Below are 13551 nucleotides of genomic sequence, written 5' to 3' on the forward strand. Positions count from 1 at the left end.
TTCAGGATGGCCCAAGCCCCATGAGCTGGTTCGAATCCTTCGTCCTCGGCCTCGTTCAGGGACTGACCGAGTTCCTGCCGATCTCCTCCAGCGCGCATCTGCGACTCACCGCGGCGTTCGCCGGCTGGCACGATCCGGGAGCGGCGTTCACCGCCATCACCCAGATCGGCACGGAAGCCGCAGTCCTCATCTACTTCCGCAAGGACATCGTCCGGATCGTCGGCGCCTGGTTCAGGTCACTGACGGACCGCTCGATGCGGAGCGACCACGACGCGCAGATGGGCTGGCTGGTCATCGTCGGCTCCATTCCGATCGGTGTGCTGGGCGTGACGTTCAAGGACCAGATCGAGGGCCCCTTCCGCGACCTGCGGCTGATCGCCACCACGCTCATCGTGATGGGCATCGTCCTCGGCGTCGCCGACCGCCTGGCCGCCCGTGACGAGACCGGCGGCAAGCACCGGGCGGTCAAGGAGCGCAAGTCTCTCAAGGAACTGGGCATCAAGGACGGCCTGATCTTCGGCTTCTGCCAGGCGATGGCCCTGATCCCGGGCGTCTCCCGGTCCGGCGCCACGATCAGCGGCGGTCTGCTGATGGGCTACACCCGTGAGGCCGCGGCACGCTACTCGTTCCTGCTCGCGGTCCCGGCGGTCCTCGCCTCCGGCGTCTTCGAGCTGAAGGACGCGGGCGAGGGGCATGTGGCCTGGGGGCCGACGATCTTCGCCACGTTCATCGCGTTCGGTGTGGGTTACGTCGTCATCGCCTGGTTCATGAAGTTCATCACGACGAAGAGCTTCATGCCGTTCGTGATCTACCGGATCGCTCTGGGGGTCGCGCTGTTCGTCCTGGTCGGCGCGGGGTCCCTGAGCCCGCACGCGGGTGAGTCCGCGGGCTGATCGAGGCTCTCCGAGCGGCGGACACACCTCCGACCCGGACCACGCCGGACACGCGTCACCGCTCCACCGTCAACCTCACTCGCCTGCATCCACCGCACGCCCCGCCGGCGGGGCGTGCGGTCCGGGCAGCTGCTCGCCCCGGTCACAGGTATCCCCCAGTGGGCACGGTCCGGATGCGGCGCCGACGCCGTCGACGGTGGATGTCGAGGGGCCGTGCTGCGCGAGTGGCTGGTCGGCCGTAGTCGGCGGGGATGCGTCGCATGCGTCGCATGCGGGACGACTCGGGGCCGGCTTCGGGCACTTTCGGCGCTTCCCTACATAGTCGTCATCTTCACCACGATGTGCTCAGCCCAGGTCAGTTCCCGGTCGGCGCCGGCCACGGAGTCCATGAACCGGCGAGGGACCGCGGCGACGCCGTCCGGAAGGCATGAACCCCAGTGCCGGTGCCTGGCTCCGGGTCAGAAGTCGGGACAGAGGTGCTTGTGTACGGCGTCCTGGATCTTCTTGCCCGTCTCGGGGTTGCTGATCTCGGGGAAGCGGGACGTGATGGTGAAGCGTTCGAGGGCCAGCGCGCTCAGCTCGGCCTCGTCCTTGGCCGTTCTGATCGAGCCGCACTGGTTGAGCCCTCGGCTCACGTACTGTTCGTCGGTGCCGGGCTTCGAGATGCGCGGGTCAATCGCGTCCAGGGCTTCGAGGAACGCGTATCGAGCTGTGGGGATGGGCTCTGCCGGCAGGCCGGCCGCCTTGCGTGCTGCGTCACGGTCTGCCCGGCTGACGGTCTTGCTGGGCGCCGCGGCCGGCTTGTCGTCGTTGCCGCTGCCGCATGCGGTGAGCGTGAGGAGCAAGCCGGCAGCGACGGCTGCCGCAGTGGTGCGGATGCGCATGAGTTCCCCTGGTGTCGATGTGGGGACATTGTGGCGGATGCGGGGGAACCATTCCTACGCACGGGCTCGCCCCGCCTTCATCCCCAACGCGCCTGCCCCGCCCTGTGGGGCCCCGTCGTCGACGTACCGGACAGCGCACCGCTCCTGGGCCGACGGCCGCCCGCCGAACGAAGCGACGTCCTAATCCCTGACCTTGAGGAAGCGCATCCGGGTTGCGCCATTGCTGTCGGTGCCGCCGGCCTCTGCGTTGGAGATCTTGCCGCCGGTGAGGACGAACATCAGGTGCAGGCGGACTGTCCGGGGGCCGGAGGCGGCCGTGTACTCGGTCATGATGTGGGTGGTTCCGCCTTGCTGCTCCTGCCTCTCCGCGTTGATCGCCGCGATCTGGGTGAAGCTCGTCAGGAGGGTGTCCGTGGTCTCGTCCCTGAGCCAGCCGATGATGTAGCCGCTGCCGCCGGTGGCGGAACCGAGCGCGTACCGCACATCGCAGTCGATGTGGTATACCCCGGCTTCCCGGAGCACGATGTCCGACTCGGGGATCGGGACGTCGCTACCGGTCCGGGCCAGGAGGTTCGCGTTCTGCCGCTCGGCGTTGAGGAACGCGCTGACCGGCGTGAGGCGGGCGCCGATCTCCCACGTTTCGGGGCAGCCGGGCGTGCCGGTGACGTCGATGTCCACCGAACGTTCGATGCCGCTGTTGCCGCCGGGAGCGATACCCGTCAGGTCGATCCCCGGCACGAGCAGCCCACCGGTCGTGTTCCGTGCGGCATTGCACGGGGACGGGTCCAGAGCAGGCGTGTCGGGCGCGTACAGACACCCGTCGCTGCCCCGAGTGATGGCGTTGCCCCGGTCGGTGGAGATGCACGGGGGCCGGGCGGTGTCGCATCCGTCCTGGCAGGAGGCGACCGGGATGACCGGCGGGACCGCGGCATAGGGAGTATCCGAGCCGTCGAGGGTGTCGGTCGTGCAGGTGACCGTGCCGTCGCAGTCGCGGCAGGTCGTACGGAGGAACGGCCTGCCGCAGCCCGGGGCGGACGCCTGGACGGTGAGGACGAAGCTGTCGACGGTCCACCGCTTGGGGCCGACTCCGCAGGTGTCGTCGTTGCCTGTTTCCAGGTTGAGCTCGACGACGATCTTTCCCGCGAGGACGTCAGCGAGGGGCACGGTGGTCGGGGGGATGACGCCGTTGTCGTCACCGCCCGCCGGCAGATCGGGTGGGCCGAGGAGATCGGTGCAGATCGGAGTCGTGCCGTTCCACAGGGCGAAGCGGCCGTAAAGCTGGCAGGCCGTGTTCCTGCCGTCGTTGCGGACATGGACTGAGGCGCTGATCGTGACGCTGGTGGGGTTGCCGCGCAGCGCCGTGGGATCGATGTGCACGACGCCCGCGAGCCAGGTGTGCTGGCCGTTGTGTGTCCCGTCGTCGGCTGGGAACATGCCCGTGCCACTGTTCAGGATGGTCTGGGCGACGACAGGGTCCAGCGCCGCATGGGTGTTGGCGATGGTGTAGTACGGCGTCGGGTCGGTGCTGCTCGCGGTCGCTGCGACCCGGTAGGGCGCGGAGTCGCGCAGTGGGGTCGTCTCGCAGCGCTCGCACGGCTTGGAGCCGGGACAAGCAGCGGGGGGACAGGCCGGCTTGGAGGGCTGACAGCCGCCGATGGCGATGGGGGGCTGCCCGCAGCCGCATCCACTCATGGGTCAACTCCTTTTGTGGGGTGGAGTGGTGGCAGTGGCGGTGTGCGCCCTGCCTGCTTTGAAGCGGTTGGGACATGAGGGAGTGGTGCGCTCGCCGGCTCGTCGGCCGAAATGGATGAAAGCCGTTCTGGAGCAAGCGCATTGAGAGGTACAGCGGACCTGAAGTCGGTGGCCGCGCCACCGGGGAGCGGAAGGAGGCCGTCCGGCGGACCGCCGGCCGGGCGGTGGCTGGCATGACGTCGATCGTCATCCAGCTACGGGGGCCCGCAGCCGGACATGTCCTTGGGGGGAGACAGAAGCGGCCGTGTCGGCCCCTCTTCGCGATTCCGCTACTGGTACTGAGCGAACCGCGTCGGGCGCTCGGACCTGGGACGTGAAGCCCAGTCACTTGTCTTCTTCGTTGCCATCCCTAATGTACTATCCCGTGATCTGTCGGGCATTAACCCGTTAGGGTGGCCGATTTCACCGCCGAGGTGGCCGAAGGGGCGACCGGAGGGTTCCAGGTCCAGCAGGTCCCCGTGGCGCTCGGAGTGCGGGGCGGTCAGGAGCGGGGAGCGTCGCCGGCCGGCGTTGCGGGGCGGTACAGCCGCCAGATCACTCCGACCCCGGTCCCCGAGGGGGCCGTGGGCGGTGCGGCGAGCTCACGCCGGACCTCGGTGAAGCCCAGCCGGCGCGGTATGGCCGCGCTCGCGGTGTTGGCCGAGTCGTGCGCGATCTCCAGATACCGCACAGCGGGCAGCGTGAACATCTCGCTGATCAGTGCCGACGTCGCTCTCGTCGCGATGCCCCGGCCGGTGGCGGAGGGGTGGAGCCAGTACCCCAGGAACCAGCCCGCCGGTTCGGCCCCTCGGCAGGCCTGGCACATACCGACGAGCGTGCCGTGCTCGATGATGCCGTAGTTGTACACCCGGCAACCGGCCCAGCCGGAACCGGACTTCGCGAGGAAGCCCCGGGTGTTCGCCTCGCTGTGCAGGGCGACCCACGGTTCCCAGGGGCGAAGGTGGTCAACGGACTCCTCGATCAACCGGTACGCCGAGGAGAAGTCGCGCTGTCCCCGCCAGCCGCGCAGGGCGACATCTCCGCGCTCGATGACGGGCCTCGGTCGTTCCATGGCAGCCATGATTGTTCGTGAACAGGCCCGCCGCAGCTATTTGGGCGGGTCCGGCGGCTTCACCGGCTGGCTGCCGGTGGCGTACACCGTGGCGATGATGCCGTCGGGAAATCGCTCGTTGCGCAGCAGGACCCAGGTGTTCCCGTGACCGTCCTCGATGACCGCCTCCTCGGTGCGGGGCCAGTGCGGCAGGACGTTGTCGGCGAGGTGAGCGGCGAGCCGCCGCGCGATCTCGTCGATGGTGTCACGGGTGACCTTCAGGCCGAGGGTGTGCCTGGCGTACAGGTTGAGGGCCTTGCCGCCGATGGGCAGGGGGACGTGTCCGGACACGGCTTCCCGCTTCCAGGCCGCCAGGCCCCCGGATCCGCTGATGCGCGAGGTGACGCCCGTGCGGTACTGGGCCCAGGTGCGTTCCGCGTGACGGGTGCAGTAGCGCAGGACATGGCTGCGGTCCGCGCTGATGACCAGGCCGTATCCGTGTTTGCGGAAGTAGATCCGCCACGTGCCGGTACCGCTTCGTTCGGTGGTGGCCTGCTCGGAGATGAGGTCTTCGAGCAGGGAGCGGATCTGAGTCTCGGCGATCTGCGGCACGACGGAGTGCACTCTGGCGTACGTGGCTACGGCGCCGGGCGTGACGTCGACCTCGTACGCCTCGTCGGAGTCCATGCCGAGGGTGCCGGGTGTCCAGGCGCCGGGTCCCCATCGCCACTCGGAGCGGCGCGGCCCGGCGGCAGCACGGGTCACGGCGGGCGTCACGGTCGTGTAGCCGTCGCACCGGCCGCACCATCCGTCGGCGCGGTTGGTGGTGTTGGAGCACGCGGTGCCGTCGGCGCCGTAACGGCGGCACGGGCGCCGGGGCGGTGCTGGGGTGATCAATCACCTCTCCTGTCCGGTCGGTGTCGCCTGGTGGTGCGGGCCGCTCCCACCCCGTTGAGACTAGGCCTCGGACGCCCGTTCGGTGCCGGAATCGCGCGGCCTTCCCGTGCGGGCTTCACGCGCCGTCAGCGAAGTGCCCACTCGACGCGAAAGCCGCGCCTGCGCCAACCGTCACCACAACGGCAACGGCGACCGCGCGGGCCGATCCCCTGCCCGCCGTGACGGAGACCGTGACCGCCACCCCGAAGCCGGTTCCGGCCGTAACGAAGACGAAGACCGTCCGGGTCACCGTCGCGCCCGATTCCGGTACGTCGGGCGGCTCCGGCACCTCCGGCGGCTCCGAGTCCGGCGGTGGCTCCGAGTCGGCGTACGGCGCTGGGGGTGCGGCGGTTCGGCCGCGGCGTCATCGGCGGCGCGCGGGCACGAACTCCCGGATCGCCAGGGCCAGCCGCTCCGGCTGGTCCAGCGGTACGAGCGTGCGGCTGTCGGGGATCTCGGTCAGCCGCCCCTGGGGGAGGAGCTCCGCGAGGCGCCGGCCGTGTGCGGGCGGCATCACCCGGTCCCCGGCAGCCCAGACGACGAGTGCGGGGCGGTCGAAGGACCCCAGGGCGCCGACGGCCCCGGCCAGCCCTCTGGCGTCCTCGGTCGCCGCCCGCAGCGTCCGGACCGCGTCGCGGCGGATGCCCTGCCGGGTCATGACGGGTCGCGTCCACCGCCGGGTGGCCGCGTCGCCCCGCCGGGTCAGCCGTCCGAAGGCGACCGGGAGGCGGCGGACCGGGCGCAGCCGCATCTGCTGCATGAACAGGCCGAAGAGACGGGGCGACAGCCGGCCGGCGAGCGCGAGAGTCCTGCCCGTCACCCGGGCCGGGTAGTTGTCGAACGCCTCGCAGGAGACGAGCACGATCCGCCCCACCCGTACGGCGCGGCCGCCGTCCCCCTCAGCGATGAGCAGTTGGACCAGGGCCCCGCCGGTGTCGCTGCCCACGAGCGTGACGTCGTGCAGGTCCAGCCGGTCGAGGAACTCCGCGACCAGCCGGGCCGTCCCGCGGAGCGACAGGTCGGCGTCCGCGCGCATCGGATGCGGATGCGCGCCGAGGGGCAGCGTCGGCGCCAGGCACCGGTATCCGGCGGACAGCCCGGCCACCGTCCCGCACCACAGGGACGCATCCATCATCAGTCCGTGCAACAGGACCACCGTCGGGCCGTCGCCGCCGGTGTCCTCGTAGGCGACCGTCCCGGCGGACAGTTCGATCTCCTTCGTGCCCGTCGTCCCGGTGGAGCCTCCCGGGGCGCTTCTGGCGGATGGGACCTTCTGGGATTCCGCGGACGTACTCATGACGACCTCCGGGTGGGCGGGATTGATCCCTCCCAAAAAGTGAACCACGTGGTTCACATCGTGTCCATCGCCCGGCTGCCCCCGCTCCGCCGCCCCGGGCGCGAACGCTCACTCCCCGGCCGCCTCCTCCCGCTCCAGCGCGCGCACCAGCGCCTCGAAACCGGCGGCGACCCCCGCGGTGTCGCCGCTGGTCCGGGCGTCCACCAGGAAGCCGCGGAGTGTCGCGAGGACCATTTCGGCGACCTCCAGCTTGCGGCGCCCCGACCAGTGCTCCGGGCAGACCGCGAGCAGCGTGGGCAGATACTGCTGGGACGCCTCGCGGCCGAGTGCGGCGTAGCGTCCGGAGTCGTACATCGCCAGGCCGATGGCCTGATCGAGTACCGCCGCCTCGTCGTCGCTCAGCAGAATGGGCCAGATCGCGCGCACCCAGTCCCCCAGCGACCGGCGGGCCCCTCCCTCGGTGGCGGCGGCCAGTGCCTTTCCGGTGCGGCGTCGGCGCAGCTGGACGGTGGCCTGCACGAGAAGGTCGTCGGCGCCGTCGAAGTGATAGAGGAGCACCTTGTGCGTGGTGCCGGCCGCGCGTGCGGCGCGCCGCAGCGAGAAGTCTACGATCCCGTTGGCCGCGAGGTCCTCCGTGACCCGGTCCAGCAGCTCCCGGCGCCGGGCCTCACCGCGCGGCGACCCCGCGGATCGCCGGTAGCCCGCTCGGTCCGGTGCACCTTCGTCGGCAGAGGGAGAGATGTTCATGCCGACAGCTTCCATGACGTGGTGCGCACGCACAGCCTCGGCCCGCGCCGGACCGCCAGGGCTGCGCGGCGGGGCAGGTACGGCACTGCCCCTGTGCCCGCCGGAACGGGAACAGGGGCAGTGCGGGCCTACGGGCCCCCGGTACGCGTCTCGTCACTCAGTCTCGACGAAAGGCGGAAGATCGGGTTCGACGAACAGCCCTTGGTAGCGCGGTGTCGGTAGGGCCTCGACACGGCCCGGGGCCTCGGCCGCCGAGCCTGCAGCGCTCTCGTCCGAGCGCCGCTGGGCCTGGCGGGGCGGGGTATCAGCCATCGGGTCTCCTGTACATCGCAGTTGCTGTGAGAGCCCCGTGGCCGGCCTGTCCATGGACAACGGCGACGACGGGGGTGTGGCATCGTCCCGGTCCCACACCCACCAGGGCACCGGTATATCCGACGAGGCTTGCAGAGACTATCCGTTGCCGCTGGTCCGGCCGTCGGCACCGTCGCCGGTGCGCCCCGTGTTCGCCTTCACGGCCGCATCAGTAAGCGACGACCGCCCACACCAGTGCTGCCGCGACAGCCGCCGCGTAGCAGCCGGCGGCGGCCCGCACGACGGACACGCGGGTGTGTGGGCTCCACGATGTCATGGCCAGGAGGCGTGCCAGTACCGGGAGCACCAGGACGGCGTGCAGGCTGACGCCGTGCAGGGGCTTGAGCGAGGCCGGGGAGGCGTATCCGGCCAACTGATGCCCGGTGCGGGTGAGATACACACCGCGCGCGATCATGGCCGCACCCGACAGCAGCCCGACGAGGAGGATCCCGCAGCCGGCCCGGAGCGCGAGCGCCATGCCGGGCGGTCCGCCGGGCCGCCGGAGGAAGGCGGCGGCCGAGAGCGTGGAGAGAATGGCGACCAGTCCTCCCCCGCCGACGGCCGGCGTCATGGAAACGCCGGTGTCGAAGGCGGTCTCCATGTTGAAGTGGGACGGCACATGGCGCCAGGCCTGCACGGTGATCCCGGCGACCTCCAGTACACAGTCCGCGGCGAACAGCCCCAGCAGCACGGTCCGGGCGCGGACACCGATCCGCAGGTACGAGGAGACCCAGGCGACCGCGATGAGTGTCAGGCCGAAGGAGAGCCCGAACGTGACGGGCTTGCGCCAGGACACCGGGCCGTCCCAGGAGCCGCCGTCGACGAGCAGGACGACGAGGTGGACCAGCCCCGAGGCGATCAGTACGGCCCCTGTCGCGTAGCAGAGCCCTTCGGCCGGTCGTACCTCGCGCCGCCTGCGGAAGGGCGCGGGCCGGCCGGGGACGTTGCCGTCCGCCCGTCCGGTCGGGGCTGTCGCTGTCGTCCGGTTCTCCATGTGCCGCAGGATCCCCCGGCGCGCGCCGGCACGTCGTCGTACGCCGGAAGGCGGTGGCCGTACGCCGGGTGGAGTAGCGGCGGGCGCCGGAGGCTCCCGGCGGCGGACCGGGAGCTCCCGGTCCGCGTGCCGCCTCCCTGGGTGGCGCGGCCCTCCCGCTGCTGGGCGTACGGGACGCTGGAGATCTCCCGTACGCCTGCGAAGGTGCCCCACTCGTCCCTGCCGAGCCGGGTCAGCGGGCGCAGCCTGGCGGCTTCCGGATGACCGTCCGTCATGACGTCCTCGTCGACCACGGCGTGCACCACCCGGCCGGAGGCGGCTGTGGAGTCGCCGAGCGGGACGGTACTGTGCAGCTCGCGTTCGAGGGCGACCGGCGATCCCGCCACCCGCGGCGGCCGCACCCTCTCGGGCCGGGTTCGGCTCGACACCCACGGCCGTGAACTCGCTGACGCCGCGGGGGAAGCCGGTCGGCGTCGCGTACGCGGGCGCCTCCAGGACCTGGTCGATGATGCGGCGCCGCGTCTCCGGCCAGGGCGGAACGGTCTTTCGGTCCGCAAAGGAGACCGGCACTCCGCCAAGCGCATGAAGATCCGTCCCTGTCGCGGGCCCGGTCCAGCAACAGCGCCTCCGATGTCGTGGCAGGCAATCTCCGCGACCGCTTCGGCGCGCAGTACGTGTCGTTCCTGTTCCTCGACCTTGTCGGCCAACGTCTTCTGCGGGTCAATGACACGGCGCCGCAGACGCGCCGGACCGGGCAGATACCCCTGCCCGGCAGCGGCTTGTACGACGAGGTCCTGCGCACCCAGAAGCCGGTGCGGGCATCCGAGAACGGGCACGGCCAGCGGGTACTCGCTCCGGTCACCAATCGCGGCGACACCATCGGCGTCGTGGAACTCTTCCTTCCCCAGATCACCCAGGATGTGCTGGAACAGGTCGAGGAGGCCGCGCACGCGCTGGCGTACATCATCGTCACCGACCGCCGCTTCACCGACCTCTACCACTGGGGCAACCGCACCACTCCGGTCAGCCTCGCCTCAGAGATCCAGCGCCAGCTCCTGCCCTCCGCCCCCTCCTGCGAGGCAGCCGAGTTCGCCCTGGCCGGCGCCCTGGTCCCGGCCTCCGACATCGCCGGGGACACCTACGACTACAGCCTGGACCGGGACACTCTGCACCTGTCCCTCACCGACGCCATGGGCCACGACGTCGAGGCATCCCTCATGGCCACCCTCCTGGTCAACGCATCCCGCGGCGCCCGCCGCGCCGGGACCGGTCTTGCCGAACAAGCCCGACAGACCCACCAGGCCCTCCTCGACCACGGCCGGCGCACCTACGCCACCGGCCAGCTCATCCGCATCAGCCTCGACGGAGCAGGCGCCCAGATCGTCAACGCAGGCCACCCCCGCCCCCTGCTGCTGCGCGACGGCAAGGTCGACGAGGTTCCCCTGACGGTGGACCTGCCTTTCGGCGTTGCCGGACAGGGCCCGTACCAGGTCCAGGACCTCGACCTACGGCTCGGCGACCGCCTGCTGCTGTATACCGACGGCATGCAGGAACGTGAAGCCAAAGCCGTTGACCTGCCCGGACTCATCCGCGACACCGCCGCCGAGCACCCTCGCGAGGTAGTGCGCGCTCTAGTTGCCGCGGTCACGGCTGCCTGCGCCGGAAACCACGCGGACGACGCCACCGTCCTGTGCCTGGACTGGCACGGCCCCACAAGCCGCGGCGCGAGCATCTCGACCGGCACCTGATCTCGCGGCGCCCCCGTCCCGCAGCGAATGCCCGCCGGGCGGTGACAGCCGCTCGCTCCCCCGGCGGACGTCGGGAGTGCGGGTGCCGCAGGGCAGCGACGGACCGGACTACCGGTCGGGGGGCGGACGGAAGCGGCCGGCCCGGTAGGAGTCCCAGTCGGCCCTCCCTCCGACGCCCAGGACCTCAACGGGGTGAGACAGCGTGCCGCTGGGCCCGCCCCGCAGTTCGCGCCGGGTGATCCGGGCGACGAGTGCCGGAAACACGGGGCGCAGAGGTTGGCACAGGCGAAGCCACGGTGGGGCATAGATGTGCGGGGCGCGGTGGGTGATGCCCTGGGTGAGCCACCGGGCTACCTGGTCGGGGGTGTGCACACGGCGGGCGATGCGGGGCTGGTTGCGTCGCAGGGCGGCGAGAACGGGATCGTCGTCGATGCCGGTGAGCATGTCGGTGCCGGTCCAGTGCAGGTAGGCGACGCCGACCTGGACACCGTCCGGCTGGACCTCACCGCGCAGTGCGAGGGCGAACGACTCCGCTCCCGCTTTGGAGGCGCAGTAGGCGCTCATCATGGGCGCGGCGCCGAACGCGGCCGTGGAGGCGATCTGGAGGAAGTATCCGCGGGTCGATGTGAGCTGGGGCAGGAACACGCGGGCGGTGTTCGCGGACCCCGTGAGGTTGACGTCGATGACCCGCTGCCAGAGGTCGGCGGCCGTACGGTCGAACGGCCCGCTCACGGCGATGCCGGCGTTGGCCACGACCACGCTGGCGGGACCGAGTTCGTTCTCTACCCGGCGTGCGGCGTCCGCGAGCGCCGCGCGGTCGGTGATGTCGGACTCCACACAGATGGTCGGGCCGGGCAGGGCATCAGCGGCTTCCCGCAGAGTCTCCTTCTCCCGTCCGAGCAGGACTACGCGCATACCGGCATCGGAGAGGCCGCGCGCGAGTGCCTCACCCACGCCGCGAGCGGCGCCGGTGACGACAGCCACGCGCCCGTGCAGCGGACGGGCAGGAGCGTGGCGGGTTCGGCGCCGCCCGTCGGGCGTGTCGTGCATCGTCTCTCCTCGCTCCCGTACCGAACGCCTTCGCGGCGACGTGCTCCCTGCACCACCGTCAGCCCACGAGCTGACTACCGCCACCCGGGCCCGGCCGATGTCGGGAGGCGAGCGGCACAGCGGCCACCGAACGGCTCGACCCGCTCGACCTCGCGGCCGGCGCCGGTGGCGCTTGCCAACTCGTCGACGGAGCCCCCGAAAGCCTGGTCGGCAAGGCTCCAGCAGGTTCGTCAGAGTCGCGAGGGACGGGAGCAACGTCCTGGGCCGGCAGACGTCGGCCCCCGCCCGCTCGCCGTGGGTCAGAGCCGGGCGGGCGTGGCGGCACTGCTCGGCAGCTGGAGCCCGAGGTTCTCGCGCAAGGTGGTGCCGGTGTAGTCGTCGGCGACGATCTTCCGCCGGCGCAGTTCGTGGAGGAGGCCGTTGACGGCGAAGTCGTGTTGCTTCGGGTCCGCGAGGCCGTTCAGCGAGATGACGTCGAGGACACCCGCCCGGAACCGTTCCTCGACGGCGTCGGCCAGTTGCTCGGGGGTTCCCGCGACGGCCCAGTGGCCGGTGTCCTGGGCCGCGACGACGAGTTCCCTCAGCGTGTAGCCCTGTCGCGCGTAGCGGGCGAAGATGTCGACCCGGCCGCGCCGGCGGTTCACCGAAGTGACGTCGGGCAGCAGGCTTTCCGGAAGCTTCGAGTCGAGCGGCACGTCCGACAGGTCGATCCCGCCGCCGAGCATGTCAGCCACCTGGGCCCGGCCGTGTTCGAAGTCGATCGCCTCGCGCCTCTCCCGTACGAGCCGCCGCGCCTCCTCCTCCGTGGCACCGTACGTGGCGTGGAACGAGCTGAAGATCAGAGGCAGTCCGCCGGCCCGCCCCAGCTGCGCGGCCCGGTCGCGGATCCTCCGGGTGAAGTCCACCGCGGCGTCGAACGTGGCGAGCGAGGTGAAGACGATCTCGGCGTATCGGGCGCCCAGTTCCCTCCCCGCCTCGGACTGTCCTGCCTGCATCTGCACCGGGCGCCGCTGCGGCAGCGGCGGGATGTTCAGCGGGCCGGCGACGGTGAAGTGGGGGCCCGAGTGATGGATGGGACGCACCCTCTCACGATGCAGTACCGCCCGGCCGTCCGGACCGACCCGTAGCGCGCCGGGTTCCCAGCTGTCCCACAGCGCATTGACCACATCCAGCGTCTCCGCGGCTCGCGCGTAGCGCTCCTGCGGGCTGGGCAGCTCTCCGGGCCCGAAGTTCTCCTCCCCGACGGAGGAGGTCACCAGGTTCCAGGCCGCCCGGCCGTTGCTGACGTGGTCGAGGGTGCCGAAGAGCCGGGCCAGGTTGAAAGGGTGGTGGTACGTCGTCGAGACCGTGGCGATCAGCCCGATCCGTGATGTCACCTGACTCAGCGCCGACACGAAGACCAGTGGCTCCTGCGATCCAATGGCGCCCTGGGCGTCGAAGCTGAGCAGATCGGCGGTGAACAGGGCGTCGATCCGGGCCTTCTCGGCGAGCTTCGCCACCCGCACCGCGGTGTCCAGCGTGGATCGGGTCGGGTCGACCGCGAGGTCGTACGTCTCGGATGTACCGCCGGCCGCGGTCACCGTCTTCAGCGTTCTGGGCCGTACCGCGCTCATGACTCTCTTCCCTTCTCGCCGGGCCGGGGTGGTAGTACGTGCGACCTCCAGTGCTCTGCCGGGCGCGTTACGGAACATGCCTGAGCGGCTTGTTCAGCGAGCCCGCACCTTGTGGCCGAGCGCCGAGCGCGCGGACACCCCGGTCCTGCTCGACGGAGGCGACCGCGGGGTCGGCAGCCGGGCCTCCTGCGCTCGGCTCCCTTCACGGTGCGTACTGCTGGCATCGGGAGGGCCCTCCTCGATCGGGCGTGCGCCA

The 13551-nt window shown here is 71.0% G+C and carries 11 protein-coding genes; 2 read left to right on the top strand and 9 right to left on the bottom strand.

The features are described from left to right. Positions 1 to 20: 20 nt before the first annotated feature. Positions 21 to 893: an undecaprenyl-diphosphate phosphatase gene (locus tag OG892_RS04280; RefSeq protein ID WP_328867870.1), complete on the top strand. Its 873-nt coding sequence runs from the start codon at positions 21 to 23 to the stop codon at positions 891 to 893. 458 nt (positions 894 to 1351) lie between these two features. On the opposite strand, the gene OG892_RS04285 is transcribed toward OG892_RS04280, so the two are convergent. From OG892_RS04285 to OG892_RS04315, 7 genes are all read right to left on the bottom strand, one after another. Beyond that, on the bottom strand, positions 1352 to 1777 hold the full coding sequence (locus OG892_RS04285; RefSeq protein ID WP_073736258.1) for a hypothetical protein: 426 nt from the start codon (positions 1775 to 1777) through the stop codon (positions 1352 to 1354). A gap of 180 nt (positions 1778 to 1957) precedes the next feature. Next, positions 1958 to 3469: a hypothetical protein gene (locus OG892_RS04290; RefSeq protein WP_371628491.1), complete on the bottom strand. Its 1512-nt coding sequence runs from the start codon at positions 3467 to 3469 to the stop codon at positions 1958 to 1960. Between the two features lie 541 nt (positions 3470 to 4010). Continuing rightward, positions 4011 to 4580, bottom strand: a complete 570-nt coding sequence (locus OG892_RS04295; RefSeq protein WP_371628492.1) for a GNAT family N-acetyltransferase — start codon at positions 4578 to 4580, stop codon at positions 4011 to 4013. A 36-nt stretch (positions 4581 to 4616) separates the two neighbouring features. Continuing rightward, positions 4617 to 5456 carry a hypothetical protein gene (locus OG892_RS04300; RefSeq protein WP_371628493.1) on the bottom strand — a complete coding sequence of 280 codons (840 nt, stop codon included), beginning with the start codon at positions 5454 to 5456 and terminating at the stop codon, positions 4617 to 4619. Positions 5457 to 5859: 403 nt separating this feature from the next. After that, positions 5860 to 6792 carry an alpha/beta fold hydrolase gene (locus OG892_RS04305; protein WP_371628494.1) on the bottom strand — a complete coding sequence of 311 codons (933 nt, stop codon included), beginning with the start codon at positions 6790 to 6792 and terminating at the stop codon, positions 5860 to 5862. A gap of 108 nt (positions 6793 to 6900) precedes the next feature. Beyond that, complete coding sequence (locus OG892_RS04310; protein ID WP_073736262.1) at positions 6901 to 7539, bottom strand: TetR family transcriptional regulator; 639 nt, start codon at positions 7537 to 7539, stop codon at positions 6901 to 6903. A gap of 520 nt (positions 7540 to 8059) precedes the next feature. Next, positions 8060 to 8884: a hypothetical protein gene (locus OG892_RS04315; protein WP_371628495.1), complete on the bottom strand. Its 825-nt coding sequence runs from the start codon at positions 8882 to 8884 to the stop codon at positions 8060 to 8062. Positions 8885 to 9480: 596 nt separating this feature from the next. On the opposite strand from OG892_RS04315, the gene OG892_RS04320 reads away from it, so the two are divergent. Then, the gene (locus tag OG892_RS04320) at positions 9481 to 10632 is read left to right on the top strand and encodes a PP2C family protein-serine/threonine phosphatase (protein WP_371631575.1); all 1152 of its coding nucleotides are present in this window, start codon (positions 9481 to 9483) and stop codon (positions 10630 to 10632) included. A 108-nt stretch (positions 10633 to 10740) separates the two neighbouring features. On the opposite strand, the gene OG892_RS04325 is transcribed toward OG892_RS04320, so the two are convergent. Then, a complete protein-coding gene (locus tag OG892_RS04325) occupies positions 10741 to 11682 on the bottom strand; it encodes an SDR family oxidoreductase (protein ID WP_073736265.1) in 942 nt (313 codons plus the stop codon). 299 nt (positions 11683 to 11981) lie between these two features. Then, positions 11982 to 13295 (bottom strand): NtaA/DmoA family FMN-dependent monooxygenase, encoded by a 1314-nt coding sequence (locus OG892_RS04330; protein WP_073736266.1) that lies wholly within the window; start codon positions 13293 to 13295, stop codon positions 11982 to 11984. Between the last annotated feature and the right edge of the window lie 256 nt (positions 13296 to 13551).

This window comes from Streptomyces sp. NBC_00341, from assembly GCF_041435055.1.
Lineage (GTDB): Bacteria > Actinomycetota > Actinomycetes > Streptomycetales > Streptomycetaceae > Streptomyces.